Raw genomic sequence first — 22,885 nt, 5'->3', positions numbered from 1 at the left:
TTGCAGTTACTAAAAAATTAATCAATTAAATTGTTTAACCCTTAAAAAAGAAAAAGATTATGAATTATTCTACTTTAAAGAAAAGTGTTGCGCTTTCTTTAGTGGCATTAACAGGAGTTGCTTCTCTTGCTGTCGCTCAGGATGCTCCTGCAACAACTTCTGCTGTCAAGGTATTTGGCGGTAGAGGACAGTACAGAACATGGTCAATTGGCGTACACGGTGGTGTATTAATGCCGATTGTTGCTATTGGTGGTACTAATGATTTTAACAAATGGGATGCTAACTTAGGTTATGGTTTAAATATCCGTAAGCAATTAGGTCACTCTTTTGGTTTAGAATTAAACGGAACTCGTGGTAAATTATCAGGTACTAACGAAGGTATTACTGGTGCTACTGTAAGAGAATTCGAAACAGAAATGCAATATGCAGTTGATTTACGTGGTGTAGTTAACGTTGGTTCTATCGATTTCTTACGTCGTGAAAACGCTGTAAGTTTCTTCGTTACAGCTGGTGCTGGTTATATGGCTTATGCTCCAAAAGTAACTTATACTAACGGTACAGTTGTAGACTGGAAAGGTAAAGCTTTAGGTCCTGCTGATGACAGACACGATTCCCCAAAAGATTACGTAAAAGCTATGTATATCCCTGTTGGTGCTGGTGTTAAATTCAAAGTTTCTGAGCGTGTTAACTTTAACTTAGGTTACACTATGAGCTTTGTTGATGCTGATAACTTAGACGGAGTTTATGCTAAAGGTCAAACTAAAGATAAATTCTCTTACGGTTATGCTGGTTTAGAATTCTCTTTAGGTTCTTCTGCAAAACCAAGTTTAGAATGGTCTAACCCATTAGCTACTATGTACGATGAGTTAAAAGATCCTACTTTACGTCAAGAAGTTGAAGCGTTGAAAAACCGTGTATCTGCTGTTGAAAAATCTGTTGAAGATTTGAAAAAAGATACTGATGGTGATGGTGTAGCTGATCAATTCGACAAATGCCCAGGAACTCCTGCAGGTACTGCTGTTGATGGTTCAGGTTGTCCTCTTCCTAAAATGGTTGCTGATACTGTTGCAAGTAATGTAACAGGTTTCGAAAAAATCTCTTTTGATTTCAACTCATCTGTATTAAAAACTGAGTCTTACCCTACTTTAGATAAATTATCTTCAGTGTTACGTGAAAACGGTGGTAAAGCAACTGTAACTGGTTACGCTTCAAGCGAAGGTACTGCTGCATATAACATGAAATTATCTAAAGACAGAGCTAACTCTGTTAAAACTTACTTAGTAAACTCTGGCGTTAACGCTAGTCAAGTTACTACTAAAGGTTTAGGCGAAGCTAATCCAATTGCTTCAAACGATACTGAAGAAGGTCGTATCCAAAACCGTCGTGTTGAAACTGCTAGAAACTAGTATTTCAATATAAAATTTTAGAAGCCCCGATTTATCGGGGCTTTTTTTATGCCTTTTAATTTTAAGGCTTCGCCTTTTTTGTTAAGTTTGCTTTATGTACTTCTTTAGAAAAAAGAATCCCGATAGGCCAAATAATATAAATTTAAAAATCATGCATTTTATAAATGCATTGGCCATCATTGTTTTTCTGGCAGGTATCATCTATAAGCTTGTTGAATGGCTTTCTAAATAATAAATAAAATGAAACAAATTATTAATACCACCAATGCGCCAGCGCCTATTGGTCCATATAACCAGGCTGTTATGGCTGGCAATTTCTTGTTTGTATCTGGTCAGGTTGCCATAAATCCTGAAAACGGTGAGTTAAATATGCCTAATATTGAAGAAGAAACACACCAGGTAATGCGAAATCTAAAGTCGGTATTATTAGAGGCTGGTTTAACTCTAGATAATGTAGTTAAAAGCAGTATTTTTTTAACAGATATGGGCAACTTCGCTGCGGTAAATGAAATCTATGGTAAGTATTTTACTTCGGATTTTCCTGCTAGAGAAACCGTTCAGGTTTCGGCACTACCAAAAAATGTTAATGTAGAAATTTCTGTGATTGCAGTTAAAGGCTAATTTTGGCAGCAAGCAAAGCGAAATATTTTACTGCCGGCATTATTCCTTACATTATATGGGGAACAATGTCGGTTCCTTTACGTAACATAAAGAGTTTTCCTCCTCAGGAAATTCTTTTTTATCGCCTCCTGGTTTCGATTATATTGGTGTGGGCAACAATTTTTATTTTTAGAAAAAAAGCATTATCAAATGATTTAAACTTTCTAAAATCGATATCCAGCAAGGAAAGAAACAAATTATTCGTATTAACCTTTCTTTCTGCAGTATTAATTACCGGTAACTGGTTTACTTACATTTATGCCGTTAATAGCGTAAGCTTAAAAGCCGCTGCATTCGCTTACATGGTTTGCCCTTTGCTTACAGCTTTATGCGGCTTTATAATCCTTAAAGAACAATTATCAAAAGCAAAAATTATAGCCTTAATAATTGCGTTTGTTAGCATTGCATTGCTGGCAACCGGTTCCTTACACGAAGTATTATGGGCAATAGTTGTGGCATCATTCTATGCGCTATACGTTATTGTTTTAAAAGTGATTAAGCATTTCGATAAGTTTAATTTTTTAGGCGTACAATTAATTATATCTGGTTTATTGCTGTTGCCCTTGTACTTTACTAATGCTGCATCTTTTCCGGTAAGTGGATTTTTTTGGGCACATATATTTTTAATCGCCATAATATTTACCATTATACCTCTATTCTTAAATTCTTATGCGCTTTTGGGTATGCCATCATCGGCATTGGGCATATTAATTTACCTAAATCCAATTGTAGCTTTCGCTGTAGCTTTTTTCTACTTTAAAGAACAGATAGATGTTCATCAGCTTTTTGCTTATTTGCTTTTGCTAGTCTCTATTGTTATTTTTAATGCACAATTGATTAAAAGTTTGGTTACTAATAAGCAGTAAGATATTTTGTTCAACTCGATTTTAGATACACCTGTTGAATTTATAAAAGGCGTTGGTCCGAGCCGTGCAGATGTGCTTAAAAAGGATCTCGGTCTTTTTACCTATCGGGATATGCTCTCGCATTATCCATTTCGATACATCGATAGAACAAAGTATTATAAAATCAATCAGATAAACCTCGATTCGCAATACATTCAAATTATTGGACGCATTGTAAGTAAAACGCTTGTTGGCGAAAAACGTACAAAACGAATCATTGCTGTGTTTAAAGATGAAACCGGATTAATGGAACTGGTTTGGTTTCAAAGTTTAAAATGGGTTGAAGAAAATATAATGGTTGGTGCAGCTTATGTAGCATTTGGAAAGCCTGCTTTATTTAACAATACCTTCAGTATTTCTCACCCTGAGATGGAATTATACCAAAGCAAGGTTGCAGGCAGGGGAAACCAGACACTGCAGCCCGTTTACAATTCTACCGAAAAGCTTAAAAAATTTAATCTCGACTCAAAAGGTTTGCAACGTTTAATTGCCGGATTGCTTGATCAGGTAATTCCGCAAACTGATGAAAATCTTCCGGCATACATTTTAAAGAAGTATCAGCTTCCTGATAAGCGAACCGCGTTATTGAACATCCATTTTCCTAAAAATCAAACTGATTTAAATGCTGCAGAACGAAGGCTGAAGTTTGAAGAATTGTTTTATATCCAATTACAGCTTTTGCACAATAAACAACTCAGGCAGTTAAAGTTTAAAGGGGTTTCGTTTGATAAAGTTGGCGAAAAGGTTAATCGTTTTTATTCAGAATTTTTACCTTTTGAACTCACAAATGCTCAAAAAAGGGTTATCAAAGAAATTAGGATAGATACGCAGCGAGGCATACAAATGAACAGGTTGGTACAAGGTGATGTTGGAAGCGGTAAAACCGCCGTGGCCTTGATGAGTATGCTTTTGGCTAATGATAATGGCTACCAAGCTTGTATGATGGCGCCAACAGAAATTTTGGCCCGTCAGCATTACGCGTCCATTACAGATTTGGTAAGCGATGATTTGGTTAGGGTAGCCATTTTAACGGGCAACACCAAAAAGAAAGAAAGAACCATTCTTCATCAACAATTGGAAAATGGTGAAATCGATATTTTAATAGGCACCCATGCTTTAATTGAAGACAAAGTTCAATTTAAGAATCTTGGTTTGGTTGTTATCGATGAACAACATCGATTTGGAGTAGAGCAACGTGCAAAGCTCTGGCGAAAGAATGTAATTCCACCACATATTTTGGTCATGACGGCCACGCCAATTCCACGTACGCTAGCCATGACTTTATATGGCGATTTGGATGTTTCGCAAATTGATGAACTTCCTGCCGGTAGAAAACCAATCGAAACCCGACACTTATTTGAAGGTCAGCGCTTAAGGATGTTTGGTTTTATGAAACAGGAAATTGCTAAAGGTCGCCAGGTTTATATTGTTTATCCATTAATAAAAGAAAGTGAAAAACTCGACCTTTTGCATCTTGAAGCCGGAATTGAGCAATTAAGCTATCAATTTCCACGGCCAGATTACCAGATTAGCATTGTACATGGTAAAATGCCTAATGCAGATAAGCAGTTTGAAATGCAACAGTTTATTGATGGTAAAAGCCAGATTATGGTAGCCACCACCGTAATTGAAGTGGGTGTTAATGTGCCCAATGCTTCGGTTATGGTGATAGAAAATGCCGAGCGTTTTGGCTTGTCACAACTACATCAGCTTCGCGGCCGTGTTGGTAGGGGTGCAGAGCAATCTTTTTGTATATTAATGAGCAGTAACAAACTAAGCAAAGAAGGTAAAATAAGGCTCGAAACCATGGTGAGAACCAATAATGGCTTTGAGATTTCTGAAATCGATTTGCAATTGCGTGGCCCTGGTGATATTACCGGAACACAGCAAAGCGGTGTATTAGATTTAAAACTTGCCGATTTAGCTAAAGACCAAGCCATATTATCTGAAGCCAGGAACACGGTGATTTCAATCTTTGAAACGGACGTAAAATTAGAAAAACCCGAACATGCAATTTTAAAAGCACATTTGCAGAGATTAGAAAGGGGCATTTCTTTTGATAAAATTTCTTAATTGCATTAGAAATAAATTACAATCTTATGCAAAAAGCTAATGAAGTTTTAATTTTTCAAAACGTAGTTTTGCATAAAAATTTCTAATGGCAGATTCCGAACCCAATACCAATGCAATAAAACCTGATACCTTTGCGGCATTGCGCTATAAAGAATTTCGTTCGTTTTTGGGCATGCGTTTCTTTTTTACCCTTGCCTATCAAATGCAGGCTGTTGTAATTGCCTACCATATTTACGATTTAACACACGATCCATTAAAACTTGGTTTAGTTGGCCTTTGTGAGGTTATTCCAGCCATCTGTATTGCACTTTACGGCGGTTACATTGCCGATAAAAGTGAAAAACGAGCTTTACTCCTCAAAATATTTTCGGGTGTTTGGTTTGTTTCTGTTTTAATGCTGATTATCACCAGTAAATATCTCCATTTAAAGGAAGATGTTATTGTGCTGATTATGTACGGTTTGGTTTTTTGCATAGGCATTGCAAGAGGTTTTTTCGGTCCGGCCACGTTCTCTTTAATGTCTAAAATTGTACCCAGAGAATTGTACCCAAATGCCAGCACCTGGAGCACCAGCAGTTTTCAACTGGCAACAGTAATTGGCCCATCTTTGGGTGGTTTAGTCAATTGGATTTGGGGCATAACCGCAGCTTATACCGTAATTGTGGCCTTTGTTACCATTGCGCTTATCTGTATCCTAAGCTTTAAAAAGCACGAAGCAACATACCTTCCAACCCAAAACATTTTTAACAGTTTAAAGGAAGGAATTCAATTTGTATTCAAAACAAAAATGATGGTTTGGGCAATGAGCCTGGATTTATTTTCGGTATTTTTTGGTGGCGCAGTGGCCTTATTGCCAATTTTTGCAAAAGATGTTTTTAACCTCGGCTCATTCGGTTTGGGTATGATGCGTGGCGCTGCTTCATTAGGCGCTGTAATCACTATGCTTGCCATGACACGCTTTTCGCCAATGGGAAAACCCTGGAGAAATTTATTAATTGCAGTAACGGGTTTCGGTTTAAGTATTATCTGTTATGGACTATCGAGAAATTTTTATTTAACCCTGTTTTTCTTGTTCTTAGAAGGTTCATTTGATAGCGTAAGTGTACTTATCCGCCAAACAATTATGCAGTTGCTCACGCCCGATGAAATGAGGGGAAGGGTGTCTGCCGTAAATAGTATGTTTATCGGTTCATCAAACGAAATTGGTGAATTTGAATCAGGGCTTACTGCAAAATACATGCGCCTTGTACCTGCCGTTGTTTTTGGCGGCAGTATGACTGTGGCTATTGCATTTATCACCTGGCTAAAAACAAAACCGCTTACAAAACTAAGTTTGCAAGATATTAACGAGCAAACTGCTAAAGGATAAAGAATTAATTATATTGATTTGGAAAGGCAGAACAGCACCAAAATTTAAGCATCCTCCTGCTTTTCCTCCAATCTTTTGTCAATGTAAGTATGAGCTTGTCGAAGACCTGCTCCAAAAAGTATTTCCGTGCAATCAGGTTTATTTACAAAAAACTGTGCTCCAACGTTGGTTTCCTTAGAAAAGAATCCGCGAAAATCTGCGATTCTTATCAATTAAAATCTGCGGGAAAAAACCTTAAAATTTCCTGTTCTTTCCCCAGATTAAATAAGTTATCGAGCCTAGAAACTGCGCCATAATAATTATGATAAACAAACCTGTGCTACAATGTTCGTTTCCTTAGAAAAAAATCCGCTAAAATCTGCGATTCTTATCAATTAAAATCTGCGGGAAAAAACCTTAAAACTTTCTGTTCTTTCCCCAGATTAAATAAATTATCGAGCCTAAAAACGGCGTCCTAATAATTAAGATAAACAAACCTGTGCTACTGTGTTCGTTTCCTTAGAAAAAAATCCGCGAAAATCTGCGATTCTTATCAATTAAAATCTGCGGGAAAAAACCTCAAAACTTTCTGTTCTTTCCCCAGATTAAATAAATTATCGAGCCTAAAAACGGCGCCATAATAATTATGATAAACCATAAAGCTTTAACACTAAATGCCATTTCACGATTTCGGGAAATATGATAAAGCGCAATTAAAATTAATATCAGCCATAAAATAGCCGGAATAACAATAAATAAAGCAATCTGATTGCTGTTAACGGTGGTTTGTAATAGCATAAATGTGTCGGTATATTATGCTTCAACAATCCGCTCGCCAATTTGTTGGCGCCACATTGCCTGATATAAGCCTTGTTGAGCAATCAGTTCTTCATGTTTACCTTGCTCAATAATGTGCCCTTTCTCCAAAACATAAATCACATCAGCATGCTTAATTGTTGATAAACGGTGCGCAATCAAAATGGTTATATGGTCTGTTAAGTCAGATACATTTCTAATCGTTTTGGTAATTTCCTCTTCAGTTATCGAATCTAAAGAGGACGTTGCCTCATCAAATACTAATATATCTGGTTGTCTTAATAAAGCTCTTGCAATAGATAATCGCTGTTTCTCACCACCTGAAACTTTTACACCACCTTCGCCAATTAGCGAGTCTAAACCTTTATCCGCACGGGCTAATAAAGTTTGGCAAGCGGCCTGATTTAATACTTTAAAACATTCCTCATCGGTTGCCGTTGGGTTTACGAAAAGCAAATTCTCTCTAATTGTGCCCGAAAAAAGTTGTGTATCCTGCGTTACAAAACCGATTTTTTCGCGTAAAGCATCTAAATCAATCTGCTTGCTCGAAATACCATTGTAAAGCACATCGCCATCTTTAGGTTGATATAAACCCACCAACAATTTAACCAAGGTTGTTTTGCCAGAACCTGATGGACCAACGAAAGCAATGGTTTGGCCATTGTGCGTTTTAAATGAAATATTTTCGAGTGCGTTTCTGTTAGCGGTTTGGTGCTTAAAACCTACATCACTAAAAGTTAAATCTTTTATTTTTTCTATGGATACCGGATTATCTGGCTTTTTATCAATCGGTGTGCTCAAGATTTTCTTGAAATTTCCTAACGATACTTCTGCCTCCCTCCAGGCTAAAATTACATTTCCTAGTTCTTGTAATGGTCCGAAAAGGAAGAAAGAGTAAAACAAGAAGGTTAAATACTGACCGGCGGTAATGGCATTATCGAATATAAGCAAGAGCAGAACTAAAATCATTGTACTTCTTACCAGGTTAACGGTAGTGCCCTGAACAAAGCTCATGCTACGAACATATTTTACCTTTTTAAGCTCCAAACCTAAAATTTTGTAAGTAGTTTTATTTAACCTTTCAATCTCCTGATCTGCTAAACCTAAACTTTTTACCAATTCAATGTTTCTTAGCGATTCTGTTGTAGAACCCGCCAAAGCTGTAGTTTCGCCAACAATAGAACGTTGAATGGTTTTAATTTTTCGGCTTAAAAACCAACTTACAAAACTGATGATTGGAATGGCAGTAAAATAAACCAGCGTAACTTTATAGCTTATCGAAATCGAATAAACAATAACGAAAATCATCCCGATTAAGCTTACGAAAAGAATGCTTATAAATGATGTGATGAATTTTTCTGAATCTAAGCGTACTTTTTGCAAAATGCCCAAAGTTTCGCCACTTCGCTGATCTTCAAAAACCTGATAAGGTAATTTTAACGAATGCTGCAAACCATCGGCATACATTTTTGCGCCAACCTTTTGTACAATAACGCTGGTAAAATAATCCTGAAAGTTTTTGGCTATTCGCGAAACCATGGCCGCACCAATAGCCAAGCCGATTAAACCTAAAGAGCCCCATAAATATTGGCTGTAGGTAAGTTTGTCTTTCTGATTTATAAAGCGATCTAAAATTCTGCCCGTTATATATGGGTCTAAAAGTGAAAAACCTATATTTAAACCTGCAAGCAATAACGCTAAAACCACAATCCATTTGTGGTTTTTCAGGTAGTCTAATAATAATCCCATTAAAGTTTTGTTGTTTGTAAGTGCAAACATAAAAAAAGGGAACGGATAAAAATCCATTCCCTTTTTTTATGACTTTTTAAAAAGATACGAATGTATCCTTCTGTTACTAAAATCCGTATCTCAAACCAATTTGAGCTTGCCATGGATTACCTGTTGGAATTACTACACCAGTGTTATTTAAACGGTAGTTGTAATTTGAGGTTGCAGCATCAAACCCGGTAACCGCATAAAGTGCTTGTGTACCTAAAGTTTCTGATGTGCCCCAGGTTTTCTTAAACAAGTTGGCTACGTTAAATAAATCGCCAGAAATTTCCAGGCTTTGTTTTTTGCGTGGTCCGAATCTAAACTCGTAAGCTAATCTTAAATCGAAAGTACCGTAAAAGCCATTTATACCGCCGTTACGTTGAGCAAAAGTACCTTCGTATTTGGTTATATAATCTTTTAAACTCTGGCTTGCATCGCCATTGGCTAATAATGTTTGTAAAGCTGTTCTTAACGCTGCCGGCACATTTGTATTTGATGGACTAAAGATGTATGCTAAGTCATTTGTGGCAACGAAATCGCCGTTTGTATTGCCTCCAGATAATAAACTGTATCTGGTACCACCAATACCCGAATATCGAATACCCGCTTTAATTCCATGGAATGATGGCAATGTACCATAAACTACAACTTTGTTTCTAAACTGACCATTTGAATAAGTCATATTACTTAAATTTCTAGGGTCATCAACTACAGGTAAAGATAAAGTTGCCGAATTTGCTACGTTACCATTAAACGAAGTATTGTCTTTCGAATCGTTGTAGGTAAAGCTGGCAGAGATTTCACCATCTTTAAAGTATCTCCATGTTCCATCTACAACTACAGCAAACTGATTAACTTTACCTTTGCTGTTTAACTCTAAAACTCTACCAAACGCATTTGTTAAACGACCGGTTTTCCAATCCGTAGTTCCGTTACCCGGAATAATTGTATTAGCAGGCACATATACGCCTCTGTTTCCTTCATTTGATAATGTAAAGAAAGGATTTGCAACCATGTTTCTATCAACGTACATGTAGTTGTTACGTGCTAATGTTACGTAGCCAGTAATACCAATACGTATTTTATCATTTATTAGTTTGTTGTAAGATAAGTTTGCTTTGTAAACCACAGGTACCTTAGCATCATCAGCATAAGTATTAATGGTTGGAATTTGTAGCGCTGCTAATGTTGGCGCTGTTGCGCTTCCGTTTCTGTAGCCAATAAAGTTAGGCGTTGGTACGCCTGTACCCGTAACATCAACCGTTGCGAAGTGTTTACCATCAAAGGTAAGGTTGTTAATGGTCATGTAGTTGTTAATATCTGAACCAAAAATACCTGCTCCAAAACGAACGAAATCTGTTCTGTTTTCATTAATATCCCAATTCAGCTGAACTCTGGGCTGAATTAAAAATTGTTTTAATTTATTATCAGTTCTTACCCCAATCGCATCAAATAACTGTTGGTTAAGTGGCGAAGTTGGATATTTACTAAAGTCTAAACGTATACCGCCTGTAAAGTCTAAACCTTTGCCAAGTTTAGTTTGCATTTGACCATAAATTGCAGAATTCCATAAATTTCCAACAACAGTTGGATCAGCAACTAAAGGAACTTCTCTGTAATAGCTGATTGGGATTAAGTTGTTAAAATTTTGTAAGGAGGTTTGTTGATTTCCTGCCGCGGCAGTACCCGATCTGTTAAATGTGAAACGACCATTAACCTCACTACCGTATAACGATTTGGCGTGGGTGTACATAATGTCTATACCGAAAGTATATTTAATTTTATCGGTGTTGTAATAGAAATTATCTACTAACTGGAAAACGTTATTGGTAAAACCTTCTTGCCCGAAACGGTGCCCACCAATTTGAACTGCTGTAGCTAATGTTGCCCCGGTAGTAGGAGAAATAGACTCTAAGTTGGAAACAACAGCCCTTGGTATAGCAAAACCTAATTCATCATTTTGAGTACTGGCCTGATAGGTATATAAATGTTGTAATTTTAGTTCGTTAGTTACTTTGCTGCTAATTGTAGAACGCAATGTTGCCAATAAACTGTTATCAACATTTTTATCGTTACCATAACTTTCATAGAAATTTATCGCAGTATTATCGCCTAAACCTAATGGATTTCTATCATTGGTGTAGTTATCTCTAACTGTTAATAAATTCTTATCATTAATTTGCCAGTCTAAACGAAGAAAACCTGCATCTGTACCTCTTTTTTTAGCAAAAGAACCAAATTGTTGGGTATTAGCAACGCCATATTTGCTTCTTGCAACTGCTAAGAAGTTATTTAACGTACTGTTTGTAATATTAAAACGAGCAACATCTGCATCAGAATTAATATCTGCAATTATCAAAGGACGAGAATCTCTTTGATGATCCCAGGCTGCGAAATAATGTAATTTATCTTTAATGATCGGTCCACCTAAGCTAAAACCGTATTGGTAAGTAGAGAAATCGTTAGTTCGAGGATTTCCTCTGATGTCATACTTACTTGCCAGGAAATCAGCACGGTTATAAGCAAATGCACTTCCGGTAATTTCATTTGTACCAGATTTTGTTACCGCACTAATGGTTCCGCCACCCGAACGACCCAGGCTAACATCATATTGGTTTGTAACCACTTTAAACTCTCTAACACTTTCTATCGAAATAGAATATGGAGCGCCACTACGGCTGGTTGTGCTGCCGGAAGATGTAGGGTTTTTAGCAGTCATACCATCAATAGTGAAATTGGTGGATGAACCTAGCTGACCAGATATACCACCAGGACCCGCCAAGGGCGATAAATCAGTTAAACTAGAAAAGTTACGACCGTTTACTGGTAAAATGTTCATCGTTTTTGATGAAATTTCAGTTGAAGCGCCAAATTGTTGTACTTTATTTTTTAATGAAGTACCGCTAACTTCAACATCGGTAAGGTTTTGTGAAGCTTCTTGCATATTGATAGAAACTTTAACCACATCACCAAGATTTAACATGTAACCACTTCTTGTTTGTTCGCCATAACCAATATAAAGTGCTTTAATTGAATATGGTCCACCTAAAGGAAGTTCTTTAAATGTGTATTCTCCTTGTGCATTTGTTGATGTTCTGGTTGTAAAACCTGTAGAATTGTTTTTAACCTGAACGGATACACCAGGGATTGGTTGTTTTTTTTCATCGGTAACAATACCGGAAATTGAGGCTTGGGTTGTTTGTGCTTTTAGGGAATTTGAAACACAAAAACACAGCATTAATACTGCTAGGAGTAAATTTTTTACCATGATAAGTTTTTCTGATTTTATGCTGCAAAGTTGCTGTAGTAGTATTAATTGAAATTATATTTATCATTAAGAAATGGTTTAGGAATAGTGTTTTTTTACCTTCTTTATTCATAAAAAAACGGCCAATAAATTAATACTGACCGTTACTTGTTAAGTTTATGTTAGCTTATTTCTTTTCAGCTTCGCATTTATCGCTGAATTGCTGTTTGGGATGTTAGCAAAGTGCATCCTTAATAGGAATGATTTTAGGATTTCAAATCCTTGTTTCATCAAAACTTCGAGATGCCTTTCAGAACATCTCAGTCTGGTTTAAGTGTTCCTACGGATCACTTAAATTCCATGTGAAAAACAAGGTCTCCTGACCGACATTTGGCATTGAGTTGTATTAATTCACTCTAGGTCTTCGTTTTTTAATAATAATTTAAGTGACCGCTGAAAAAGCGAACACTTAAACTAGAGGGGGGTTAGGATAATTTGATACGTGTTACTTAATTATCGTTCAATATTTGTTCTATCTAATCCAAAGTAATCTATTAACCATCTGTTATCAACTTTTGTGAGCGTAAAAATGTATTGGTTAATATTAGTAATATCAAACTTTACTAATGCTTTATCATATATTATTCGAATTTTTGCAAAACGTCCCTCTTTTATGTGGTCCAATATATCTTCAGGCTCGAAACCAAAAATGGCATCAACATTCAAACCAGGAATTGCAAAGTCCCCCTCTCTGGCTGAATAAGGCTTTGAACCCTTGATATCATCAGCAATCTTTTGATGATACTGCCTTAAATCATTTATAAAAGATTCTGATAAATAATTACTTGATCTTAAGTGAACCAAATATTCTTCAACTGCTTTCATGTCTACACTTAACTTTATCATTGTATCTATTTGCTCACGAATAATAATTGGATGATATTCTATGCTCGGGTCGTTTTTTTTTGTTGTATCTAAAATTTGATCCATCCGATACCAGTTTAAAAAATTCAGAATTGTGCCTTTAATTTTTGCTATATCGTCATTACCTTTTTTTTGGCCATAACCAAAAGTTGAAAATATAGAAAGTATAAGTATAAATATTGGCTTCCTCATGATTCTATTTTTTTATGCTTTTCCGAACTTGAGTTATAATATAATCATGCATTCCTGCTAAATTTCTATAGCCTACTATAGCCGTTTTTCCTGTGATTTTTCCGGTTGCTGAATTATAATATAACCTATTATTATAACTTGCTCCGGTAGAAGGATTATTCGTTGCACTATCTACAAACTGAAAGTACTTACCATTAATATCGGTTCCCATTCCAACTATAACCACATAATGATCGGTGGAATTGTCTAGATTGGCAGCTGGTGGACCTGGTCTATTATCGACTCCTATTAATACTGGTATTTTTTGATTTAGCGAACTAATCACATAACTAATGGCTTTTTTAGTTTCAGCCAAATCTACGCCGTTTTGAGTAGTATAAATTGAAAATGTCTGCGATCCTGGCAAATAACCAGAACAGGTGTAACCCGCTTTACCAAGTTGTTCCTTAGCTAATATTAAACAACTTACATCTTTCGGTTGTCCATTAGGACCAATTGTTTGTCTTAATGGCACAAATTTTTCAAATTCTATTACCCTATTAACAGTAGGCCATGGCTGATTATCCTGATATTGCTGATAAACAGTTTGATCAGAATCAAATAATATTTGATCATCAGGGTCTGTCCAACTGTCTGCATCAGGATTGGTGATGATCGTAGTAGTTGGAAAAAACTGATTTGTAAAATCATTGAGATTTACACTAGGATTTTGCATTAAATACCCTACTGCCCAATTAATAAAATCCTTATTTTCAGGGGTATCTCCATTGGCAAGTGTATAATCTACAAGAGCACCATACACATTGCTATTTGATAATAAAAAGTTTTGTTTATTTAAATCGGTTATGCCCATATAGTTGGCCATATATTCTCTTGCTTCGAATATTGGACTCTCTGGCAAGGGTAGCCCATAACAAGACATAACCCACTCCTGCCCATTAGGAGCAGGATAATTTGGAACAGTATAATTTGGGTCTGGATTACAACTTGGCAGATAGTCCGTCCAGTTAGTAACGCCTCCACCACCTGAATGCGATGTTGGAGTCCATCCATCGTAATTTTGGCTATTATTATTTTCAGGCTCCTGGTCTGGTTCATCCCCTCCACCACCGCTCCATACAAGGCCACAAATTGTTTTGCCACAAACATTACAACTTCTCCAATCGCAAGGAGGCGCTGTGCAAGTGCAAACACCTGCAGGTAATCGTATACAGTATGATTCAGCATAAACAGGCAGAGTTAAATGCGTTTCGGTTGCAGACATTATTTTGCCTTTAGCTCCTAGAGCAGTTTTAGGTTGTGGCTGAACTGTGTTATAGGAGTAACACTTTATCAGTTTGCCAGCCCAGTCTTTTACAAATACTTGTCCTCTGTAAGCATTACTTTGTTTCTCAAGCCATGAAGCTTGTGGAACAAGCGACACCCACTCTGCATGAATTTGCTCAAGACTGTCTTTGTACATTAACAAATAATTTAACGAGCTAAAAGGTATAACTGATTTTGTTTTTGAATTAACAATTATTTCCGCTTTCCCGAAATCTAGAGGTATTTTAACCGCTTTGCCTGTCGAAATTAATTTTTCGTAAGCTTTATCCCAGATTGGTTGTTTACTATTTAGCAAATCATGTAAATTTACGCTGTTTGATAAAGGGCCATTGCTCATCAGCTTCTTAGGCTTCGCATTCTGCCTTAAGTTCGAATCAAAATAAGCTTTTGCCTCAGCAATAGAAATACCGTTATGAAGGTCATTAGATTCGGGTTTTAATAAATCTTTCTTACAACTTTGCGCCACAAATAGGCACATTAAGATTAGGCAAGCCATAGCTTTGCCTTTGCTGAGCATTAATTTATTCATCATTTTTTATAATTAGTTTCTGTTTGGTTAGGGATGATGAATACTTAAATATAAAATAATAAACTTAAACTTTAGCTAAAATGACATGAACGACATACGTGGCCACATGAACGACATAAAATAGCCTAAAAAATAAAAATCCCTCCACCGAAATGAATCGGTGAAGGGATTAAAATGATTTGTTAGATGATTAACTTATTTCTTTTCAGCTTCGTATTTATCGCTGAATTTTTTATCAAGCTGTTTATGTAGGTTATCCAGGTTAATATCTCTTCCCTGGATAAAAGCCTGCTCCACTTTGTTTGTTCTCATGTCCAAAGCATCACCTGCTGAAATAAAGAAAGTTGCATCTTTTCCGGTTTCGATACTGCCGGTAGTTTTATCTACACCCATAACCTTTGCAGCATTTAGCGTAATGGTTGATAAAGCTTTTTCTTTATCTAAACCCCAAGCGGTAACTGTTCCGGCCATAAATGCTAAATTACGTTGTTGCCAGTAGCCATCGATACTTAACACCACATTTAGTCCTGCGTTAGCTAAAATAGCTGCATTTTTATAAGGCATATTTACGTCATCGTCGTTATTATTTGGTAGTGCATGAGGTTGTTTTACCACGACAGAGATGTTATTGTCTTTAAGGAAATCGATGACCAAATAAGCCTCATCTGCGCCGGTGATAACCGGCGTGATTCCGAACTTTTTAGCAAAATTTACTGCCGCAACAATATCTTTCTGACTTTCGGCTGCGATGAATAATTTTTCTTTACCAGCGAAAACAGGTTTCATTGCTTCAAAACGCGTGTTAATTACTTCTGCTTTTCCCATTTCTGAGTATGCTTTTGCTTCGGCAAAGAAAGAAGTTAACTGGTTAATTGCTGCCTGCGTTCTTTCGTTAAGCATTTCCGGAGAAACCTGCGGGCGACCAAAACCGCCAAAACCACCACGGAAACGAGGCGTAACCGGCCAGGTCATGTGCATAGCATCATCCTTTTTAATCGCTGCATCTTCCCAGTTCCAGGCATCCAGTTGTACAACAGATGAACTACCAGATATTGTGCCGCCTTGTGGTGTAGGTTGTGCCATTAAAACACCGTTACTACGTAAGGTTGCCGGAACTTTCGAATCGGTATTGTAAGCCACAATAGAACGGATATGTGAGTTGAAATCACCTATTTCCTGATAATCTAAAGTTGCTTTTATAGATTCAGTTTCTGCTAAACCTAAATTTGTTGTTGCTGCAATTAAACCCGGATAAATGTGCTTACCCGAGGCATTGATGCGTAAAACATCATCTTGCGGAACCTGTCCATTCGCCACTACCGAGATAATTTTTCCGTTACCAAAAAGGATAGTTCCGTTTTCAATAACCGTTCCGTTGCCAACATGAACTGTTGCTCCGGTTATGGCAATGGTTTTAGTTTGTTTTTTTGCTGGCGATATGTTTGCCTGAGCAAAGCACATCAGGCTAGATGTCGATAAAGCCAGACTTAAGATATACTTTATGTTAGTGTGCATGGTCTGTTTCGTTTAAGTCTGCTGAATAATCTCCTAAAGTTTCGCAATTGTATAAACGTGGTGCAGGGCCAAACGGACGTTGTGTACGACCGCCGGTGTTTTTGCTTTCCAACATTTTTTGAATTAAGCGAGCTTTTTCTCCTTGTTGTGTTTTCATTACCTGAGCATCTTTTTCCAGATCCCAATAAGCCACGCCATCAACAAAAGTTTTTTCTGCTTTTGCATAAATAGATAATGGGTTTGCCGACCAGATTACTACGTCAGCATCTTTACCAGGCTTTAAACTGCCAACCTTATCATCAATATGAAGCATACGAGCCGGGTTTAAAGTCACAAATTTTAAGGCATCTTCTTCCGGAACATTACCGTATAGCACTGATTTTCCAGCTTCCTGATTTAAGTGACGAGCCATTTCCGCATCATCAGAGTTAAATGCTGTTCTTACACCAACGTTGTGCATAATTTTGCCATTGTATGGAATTGCCTCTGCAACTTCGTTTTTGTAAGCCCACCAATCAGAAAAAGTAGAAGCTGCAATGCCATGCGCTTTCATTTTATCAGCTACTTTATAACCCTCTAAAATGTGCGTAAAAGTGTTGATTTTGAAACCTAAACTATCTGCAACATGAATTAACATATTGATTTCGCTTTGCACATAAGAGTGGCAAGTGATAAAGCGTTTGTTATTTAAAATTTCAACAATTGCATCCAATTCTAAATCGCGGCGAACAGTATTACCTTTAACTGCTCTTGCTTTTTCGTACTCTTTTGCACGTGTAAATTCATCTACAAATGTTTGCTCAACGCCCATACGGGTAACCGGGAAACGTGCGCCAGTACCAAAATTACTTTGCTTAACGTTTTCGCCTAAAGCAAATTTGATGAAACCATCAGCACCTGCAAATTTTAATTCTTCTGGTGCTTTACCCCAACGTAATTTTATTAATTGAGATTGCCCACCAATGGGATTTGCCGAACCGTGTAAGATTTGTGAAGTAGTAACACCACCAGCCAACTGGCGATAAATGTTTACATCTTCAGAGTTAATGATATCCGCAATACGTACCTCAGCAGAAACAGACTGTGCACCCTCGTTAATGCCTCCGCTACCTGCAATGTGTGAGTGCTCATCAATTATACCAGCAGTTACGTGTTTGCCTGTACCATCAATAACTTTTGCACTTCCTGCTGATAAGCTTTTTCCAACGGCTTTTATTTTGCCGTTTTCTAAAAGCACGTCTGCATTTTGCAAAATTCCTTCTTTTTCGTTAGTCCAAACGGTTGCATTTTTAATTAAAACACTCTCTTGTTTTGGTATTTCTGTATTTCCGAAAGCACCGAAAGGATAAAGTAAAGAACCCATAGCTATTGCTGGTTTTGGTTCATCGCGTTTTGGCGTTTCTTTTGCAGCTTCTTTATAAGTTGCTGTAAATTTTCCAAAAGTTCCATCAGGCAAAGCTACTTCGCCTTTAAAAGTTAGTGGATTTGCAGAGGTTAAATAACCACTTAAACGAACATCTCCTTTAGGGTTTTTCTTTAAATTGAAGTTGATGCTTAGCCAGTCGCCGTTTCTGGTAAAAGTTGCAGTTGTTTTTGTGCTGTCTGCACCAGTTCTTTCAATTGCTGCACTAGAGCCGCTACCAGTTCCGGTAACTTTTAAAATTAATGCTCCAGCAATACCATCAACATTTAAATTATAAGTACCACGAACATCAGAAACATCCATTTTATTTACAATGAAACGTTTTCCTTGTACCCAGTTTTCGAAAATGATATTCTCTTTTTTAAATAAATTATCAGATGATATTAAGAAGTTGGCTACTTTACCTTTCTCCAGTGAACCCACTTTATCGTTTATACCTAATAAAGTAGCTGGTATCTCCGTTACCGAAGCTAAAGCTTGTTTCTCCGTTAATCCATTTTCTATCGCAGTGCGGATGTTTGTCCAGAAATCGCGTGTGTTATCTAACCCGAAAGAGGTTAATGCAAAGTTAATACCTGCTTTTTCTAAAGCTGCAGCATTAGTTGGTGCCATTTCCCAGGCTTTCATTTGAGTTAATGTAATGTTTCTTGCCTCTGCCGGGTCTTCTACATCATATGCTTTAGGGAAAGTTAATGGAATAATTAAACTTGCACCAGTCGCTTTTACTTCTGCAATTCTTTGGTATTCATCGCCAGTAGATTTAATAATGTATTGTTTACCAAACTCTTTACCAATTTTATCGGCACGAAGTACGTTTGCCCAACCATCAACCTCAAAAATTTGAGGCATTGCCTGTTGCTTGGCAAATTCATCCAAAGAAATATTATACTCTTCTTTTTGTTTGCCATACCATTGCGCATCGTAATAAGTTTGGCGAAGCAAAGCGATAGAACCCATTAATGAAGTCGGGTAATCGTTTGATGATGTTCCTTTATTAAAAGAATAATTGGCTGCGGTTTGATCTTTTAGATAAACGTTGTTATCTGCACCATCATTTAAAGTTACAGCGGCTGATACGCCGCGGGCAATACCATCGCGACTGATAGCGTTTACACTACCAAAGCCAGCTTTACGTAAATCATCTGCTTTTTTGCTATCAACTGTAAAAATATTTTTTACATAGGTTTCAGGTCTGATAGATTCGTTCCAACCGTATGCTCCTTTTTTGGTTGATACAAATATAGATTGGCGCTGACCGCCAAATCCGCGAGCCTGAGTGGCTGCATCTGGTGTACCATAACTCGAAAAGGCATCAACAAGTGATGGGTAAATAAATTTTCCTTTCAAATCTACAATCACATAACCTTTTGGAACAGCCAAACCAGCACCAACGGCTTGTATCGTTTGTCCTTTGATTAATAATGTTGCATTTGACAAAGTTTTTGTGGCATTTACTACAATTGTTGCGTTAGTAAAGGCAAACATTCCTGGTCTTGTATCGTATGAGCCATTAACAGGATAGGTGGTTTGCTGTGCAAACAGAATTGTAGAGGAAAATACCAGCGCTAAGGCGAGTAAAATTTTCTTCATAATATGTTTAGGGGGTTTATTTGCTTTAAAACTAATATAAATTACTGTTCAATTTGTTAATTAACCTATTTTTTACAATAAATATTTATTTTTGAGGGTTATAAAAATAAAATCATGAACGAAATTCTAAAAAGTGCGCATTCAGGTTGGCGCTATGTTGTTTTTGCATTACTAATTGTTGCCGTAGTTAAAGCATTATCGGGCTGGTTTGGCAACAAACCTTACACTGAAGGCAATAGAAAGTTAAACGTGTTTACCTTAATTAGTGCACACATCCAGTTGCTTATCGGATTGGTGCTTTATTTTACCGAAGGTTGGTATGCTATGAGCAGTAAAGGTGCGCCTGCGGTTCGTTATTTTAAAATGGAACACATCAGCATGATGATTATCGCAATTATTTTAATTACCGTTGGTAATGCGAAATCAAAAAAAGTTGCCGATGCTGTGGCTAAACATCGTACTATTGCCACCTTTTTTGGTTTGGGTTTACTTATCATCATTGTATCTATTGCCCTTATGGTTAAAGAAGTTCCGGGAAGAAGCTTTTTTGGTATTTCTTAATGATATGTTAATCAAATTTATTTGAAAAGCAAGTTTCAGCATATATTAAAGCAAAGCCCTGCCATTACTGCAATCTTTTTGTTTAAGGCAGGGCTTTAATTTAAGTTTCTGAAACAAAAAGTATTTTCGCGCTGTCAGGTTTATAAACTTAGGCCTCGTACATCTATTCATAGTCATACCCCTCAATTTGGTTAATAAATCAAACCATACATTAAACTATTTTTATAAAAATTTTCATTTTTCAAAATTCTTTATATTTTTGCTCTATATGATTAACAATATACATGCATGGCTTTGGCAAGGTAATTCAAAACAGAATTGCGCCGGCTGCGTATGATGAAAATATTCTATCATCCTAAATCTTAAAAAGAACCATTAAAGCCCGGCGTAGAACCACACGCCGGGCTTTTTATTTTTATAATAATAATTCAAAAGGGGAGAGATTGCTTCGTCGTTCCTCCTCGCAATGACGAAAAGATAATGTTTAAAATAAATACACAATACAAGAAAATGCTTGCCGATACCACTACTCCGGTTAGTATTTACCTTCGCCTTCGCGATGTTTATCCGAATAGTATTTTATTAGAAAGTTCTGATTACCATAGTAGAGAAAATTCTATGAGTTTTGTTTGTGCAGAGCCTGTTGCCGGAATTATTTTAAAAGGAAATCGGTTGGAAACTTATTTCCCCGACGGAACCGTTGAGATTAAGGAAACAGAAAACTTAACTGAAGAAATTGTGGATTTTAAAGATAAATTTAAGGAAACCGAAATCCCTGAAATTAAATTTATTACCAGCGGTTTGTTTGGCTATTTTACCTGGAACGCCGTACAGCACTTCGAAGATATTAAGTTCAGTTCTGAAACACCAGATGGTGAGGAAATTCCTGAAATGCAGTACCACTTATACCGATATATTATTGCTATAGACCATTTCAAAAATGAAATCACTTTGTTTAGAAATTCATTTGAAGGCGAGGAAGAAAGTGGTTTGGAGAAAATGGAATATTTAATTCAGAATAAAAACTATCCTGAATATAAATTTCAAACCAAAGGCGAAGAAAAATCAAACCTTACCGACCAGGGCTTTATCGATTTGGTAGAAAAACTTCAAAAGCATATTTACCGTGGTGATGTTTTTCAAATTGTGCCATCAAGAGCTTTTAAGCAAGCATTTACTGGCGATGAATTTAATGTTTACCGTTGCCTTCGTTCTATAAATCCATCGCCGTATTTATTTTACTTCGATTACGGCAGCTTTAAGCTTTTCGGTTCATCGCCGGAGGCACAAATCACCATAAAAAATAATACTGCAAATATTTTCCCAATTGCCGGAACCTTTAAACGTAGTGGTAATGATGTGGAAGATGCAGAGCAGGCAAAAAAGTTAGAGCAAGACCCAAAAGAAAGTGCAGAACATGTGATGCTTGTAGATTTGGCTCGAAACGATTTAAGCAGGCATTGTAATCGCGTTGAGGTTAAATCATTCAAAGAAGTTCAATATTATTCTCACTTAATACACCTCGTTAGTAAAGTTAGCGGCCATTTGCAAGATGATGTTAGCGCTTTTAAAGTTGTGGCAGATACTTATCCGGCCGGAACTTTAAGTGGTGCGCCAAAATATAAAGCCATGCAATTAATTGATGAAAACGAAAAACTAGGTAGAAATTTCTATGCAGGTGCAATAGGTTTTATGGGCTTTAACGAAGATTTTAATCATGCCATAATGATTAGAACTTTTATGAGTAAAAATAATGAATTGCATTATCGTGCTGGCGCCGGAATTGTAGCCGATTCTGTACCTGTAACTGAAATGCAGGAAGTGAATAATAAAATTGCTGCGCTTAGAAAAGCAGTTGAAATGGCGAAAGAGATTTAACCCCCAAACCCATAAAGGGGAGCTTAATAGCAAATTTTGAAGATTGTATATAAAGGATTTTTTTAGAAAGGATAGAAATGAATAATAGTAATATTCCCCCTTCAGGGGGCAAGGGGGTGGTTCTTGTAATCGATAATTACGATAGCTTCACCTACAATCTGGTTCATTTGATTAATGAGGTTGGTTATGAAGCTGAAGTGTGGCGTAATGATAAATTTGAGCTTGCTGATGTAGATAAATACGATAAGATTTTGTTATCTCCAGGTCCGGGAATTCCTGAGGAAGCGGGTTTGCTTCTTGATGTAATAAAAACTTATGCAGCCACAAAAAGTATTTTTGGCGTATGTTTAGGTCAGCAGGCCATAGCCGAAGTTTTTGGAGGAACGCTTTTAAACCTTGGCAGACCAATGCATGGTATTGCTACTCCGGTTACGGTTGTAGATGGCGATGAATCTTTATTTTGGGAATGCCCGCAAACCATTAATGTTGGGCGATACCACAGTTGGGTAGTAAGTAAAGAGAATTTTCCGGATTGTTTAAAAATCACAGCAAGAGACCACAAGAGCGAAATCATGGCTTTAAGACACGAAACACTAGATGTTCGGGGTGTACAATTCCATCCTGAAAGTGTGCTTACCGAATATGGTAAACAAATGATGGAGAACTGGTTGACCAGTTAAAAATAAACACGTCATTGCGAGGCACGAAGCAATCTCATC

General features: G+C 36.9%; 16 protein-coding genes. 9 read left to right on the top strand and 7 right to left on the bottom strand.

Translation table 11 applies throughout. The annotated features are described in order from the left end of the window. The first annotated feature begins 59 nt into the window (after nucleotides 1-59). From LUA86_RS09825 to LUA86_RS09805, 6 genes are all read left to right on the top strand, one after another. Entirely contained in the window at nucleotides 60-1,406 is a 1,347-nt protein-coding gene (locus LUA86_RS09825; protein ID WP_231460449.1) for an OmpA family protein, read from the top strand. 94 nt (nucleotides 1,407-1,500) lie between these two features. After that, entirely contained in the window at nucleotides 1,501-1,638 is a 138-nt protein-coding gene (locus tag LUA86_RS19315; RefSeq protein WP_370634352.1) for a DUF6728 family protein, read from the top strand. 8 nt (nucleotides 1,639-1,646) lie between these two features. Next, nucleotides 1,647-2,027 carry a RidA family protein gene (locus LUA86_RS09820; RefSeq protein WP_231460448.1) on the top strand — a complete coding sequence of 127 codons (381 nt, stop codon included), beginning with the start codon at nucleotides 1,647-1,649 and terminating at the stop codon, nucleotides 2,025-2,027. Between the two features lie 2 nt (nucleotides 2,028-2,029). Further along, nucleotides 2,030-2,932 (top strand): EamA family transporter, encoded by a 903-nt coding sequence (locus LUA86_RS09815; protein ID WP_231460447.1) that lies wholly within the window; start codon nucleotides 2,030-2,032, stop codon nucleotides 2,930-2,932. Nucleotides 2,933-2,938: 6 nt separating this feature from the next. After that, nucleotides 2,939-5,044 (top strand): ATP-dependent DNA helicase RecG, encoded by a 2,106-nt coding sequence (gene recG / locus LUA86_RS09810; RefSeq protein ID WP_231460446.1) that lies wholly within the window; start codon nucleotides 2,939-2,941, stop codon nucleotides 5,042-5,044. An 85-nt stretch (nucleotides 5,045-5,129) separates the two neighbouring features. Then, on the top strand, nucleotides 5,130-6,413 hold the full coding sequence (locus LUA86_RS09805) for an MFS transporter (RefSeq protein WP_231460445.1): 1,284 nt from the start codon (nucleotides 5,130-5,132) through the stop codon (nucleotides 6,411-6,413). Between the two features lie 558 nt (nucleotides 6,414-6,971). On the opposite strand, the gene LUA86_RS19245 is transcribed toward LUA86_RS09805, so the two are convergent. The 7 genes from LUA86_RS19245 to LUA86_RS09770 form a co-directional block, all read right to left on the bottom strand. Then, nucleotides 6,972-7,190, bottom strand: a complete 219-nt coding sequence (locus LUA86_RS19245; RefSeq protein WP_231491029.1) for a PLDc N-terminal domain-containing protein — start codon at nucleotides 7,188-7,190, stop codon at nucleotides 6,972-6,974. A gap of 15 nt (nucleotides 7,191-7,205) precedes the next feature. After that, nucleotides 7,206-8,957, bottom strand: a complete 1,752-nt coding sequence (locus LUA86_RS09795; RefSeq protein ID WP_231460444.1) for an ABC transporter ATP-binding protein — start codon at nucleotides 8,955-8,957, stop codon at nucleotides 7,206-7,208. Nucleotides 8,958-9,063: 106 nt separating this feature from the next. After that, on the bottom strand, nucleotides 9,064-12,249 hold the full coding sequence (locus LUA86_RS09790; protein ID WP_231460443.1) for a TonB-dependent receptor: 3,186 nt from the start codon (nucleotides 12,247-12,249) through the stop codon (nucleotides 9,064-9,066). Between the two features lie 492 nt (nucleotides 12,250-12,741). Continuing rightward, nucleotides 12,742-13,344 (bottom strand): hypothetical protein, encoded by a 603-nt coding sequence (locus tag LUA86_RS09785; protein ID WP_231460442.1) that lies wholly within the window; start codon nucleotides 13,342-13,344, stop codon nucleotides 12,742-12,744. 4 nt (nucleotides 13,345-13,348) lie between these two features. Further along, nucleotides 13,349-15,202 (bottom strand): hypothetical protein, encoded by a 1,854-nt coding sequence (locus tag LUA86_RS09780; protein WP_231460441.1) that lies wholly within the window; start codon nucleotides 15,200-15,202, stop codon nucleotides 13,349-13,351. Nucleotides 15,203-15,394: 192 nt separating this feature from the next. Next, nucleotides 15,395-16,714, bottom strand: coding sequence for an amidohydrolase family protein (locus LUA86_RS09775; RefSeq protein ID WP_231460440.1), 1,320 nt, complete (start codon nucleotides 16,712-16,714; stop codon nucleotides 15,395-15,397). Next, nucleotides 16,704-19,727, bottom strand: coding sequence for an amidohydrolase family protein (locus tag LUA86_RS09770; RefSeq protein ID WP_231460439.1), 3,024 nt, complete (start codon nucleotides 19,725-19,727; stop codon nucleotides 16,704-16,706). Before LUA86_RS09770 ends, LUA86_RS09775 begins: the two co-directional genes overlap by 11 nt. A 114-nt stretch (nucleotides 19,728-19,841) precedes the next feature. Here LUA86_RS09770 and LUA86_RS09765 point away from each other — a divergent pair, with 114 nt between their 5' ends. The 3 genes from LUA86_RS09765 to LUA86_RS09755 all read left to right on the top strand — a co-directional run bounded on the left by LUA86_RS09765 (nucleotide 19,842) and on the right by LUA86_RS09755 (nucleotide 22,846). Further along, nucleotides 19,842-20,288, top strand: coding sequence for a cytochrome B (locus tag LUA86_RS09765; RefSeq protein ID WP_231460438.1), 447 nt, complete (start codon nucleotides 19,842-19,844; stop codon nucleotides 20,286-20,288). A gap of 480 nt (nucleotides 20,289-20,768) precedes the next feature. Beyond that, nucleotides 20,769-22,166 (top strand): anthranilate synthase component I family protein, encoded by a 1,398-nt coding sequence (locus LUA86_RS09760; RefSeq protein ID WP_231460437.1) that lies wholly within the window; start codon nucleotides 20,769-20,771, stop codon nucleotides 22,164-22,166. Nucleotides 22,167-22,243: 77 nt separating this feature from the next. Then, nucleotides 22,244-22,846 carry an aminodeoxychorismate/anthranilate synthase component II gene (locus LUA86_RS09755; RefSeq protein ID WP_231460436.1) on the top strand — a complete coding sequence of 201 codons (603 nt, stop codon included), beginning with the start codon at nucleotides 22,244-22,246 and terminating at the stop codon, nucleotides 22,844-22,846. The last annotated feature ends 39 nt before the right edge of the window (nucleotides 22,847-22,885 follow it).

The sequence above is a fragment of the Pedobacter sp. Leaf132 genome (assembly GCF_920984695.1).
In the GTDB taxonomy this organism is placed as follows: Bacteria; Bacteroidota; Bacteroidia; order Sphingobacteriales; family Sphingobacteriaceae; genus Pedobacter.
The sequence above is the reverse complement of the archived record's forward strand: the minus strand, read 5'-3'. Positions and strand labels throughout refer to the sequence as shown.

What these genes read in the sequence shown, in the direction of transcription:
- LUA86_RS19245 (WP_231491029.1), bottom strand. Translation starts at nt 7,190, where the DNA reads ATGCTATTACAAACCACCGTTAACAGCAATCAGATTGCTTTATTTATT.
- LUA86_RS09770 (WP_231460439.1), bottom strand. Translation starts at nt 19,727, where the DNA reads ATGAAGAAAATTTTACTCGCCTTAGCGCTGGTATTTTCCTCTACAATT.
- LUA86_RS09775 (WP_231460440.1), bottom strand. Translation starts at nt 16,714, where the DNA reads ATGCACACTAACATAAAGTATATCTTAAGTCTGGCTTTATCGACATCT.
- LUA86_RS09790 (WP_231460443.1), bottom strand. Translation starts at nt 12,249, where the DNA reads ATGGTAAAAAATTTACTCCTAGCAGTATTAATGCTGTGTTTTTGTGTT.
- LUA86_RS09795 (WP_231460444.1), bottom strand. Translation starts at nt 8,957, where the DNA reads ATGGGATTATTATTAGACTACCTGAAAAACCACAAATGGATTGTGGTT.
- LUA86_RS09780 (WP_231460441.1), bottom strand. Translation starts at nt 15,202, where the DNA reads ATGATGAATAAATTAATGCTCAGCAAAGGCAAAGCTATGGCTTGCCTA.
- LUA86_RS09755 (WP_231460436.1), top strand. Translation starts at nt 22,244, where the DNA reads ATGAATAATAGTAATATTCCCCCTTCAGGGGGCAAGGGGGTGGTTCTT.
- LUA86_RS09765 (WP_231460438.1), top strand. Translation starts at nt 19,842, where the DNA reads ATGAACGAAATTCTAAAAAGTGCGCATTCAGGTTGGCGCTATGTTGTT.
- LUA86_RS09825 (WP_231460449.1), top strand. Translation starts at nt 60, where the DNA reads ATGAATTATTCTACTTTAAAGAAAAGTGTTGCGCTTTCTTTAGTGGCA.
- LUA86_RS09760 (WP_231460437.1), top strand. Translation starts at nt 20,769, where the DNA reads ATGTTTAAAATAAATACACAATACAAGAAAATGCTTGCCGATACCACT.
- LUA86_RS19315 (WP_370634352.1), top strand. Translation starts at nt 1,501, where the DNA reads ATGTACTTCTTTAGAAAAAAGAATCCCGATAGGCCAAATAATATAAAT.
- LUA86_RS09820 (WP_231460448.1), top strand. Translation starts at nt 1,647, where the DNA reads ATGAAACAAATTATTAATACCACCAATGCGCCAGCGCCTATTGGTCCA.
- LUA86_RS09785 (WP_231460442.1), bottom strand. Translation starts at nt 13,344, where the DNA reads ATGAGGAAGCCAATATTTATACTTATACTTTCTATATTTTCAACTTTT.
- LUA86_RS09805 (WP_231460445.1), top strand. Translation starts at nt 5,130, where the DNA reads ATGGCAGATTCCGAACCCAATACCAATGCAATAAAACCTGATACCTTT.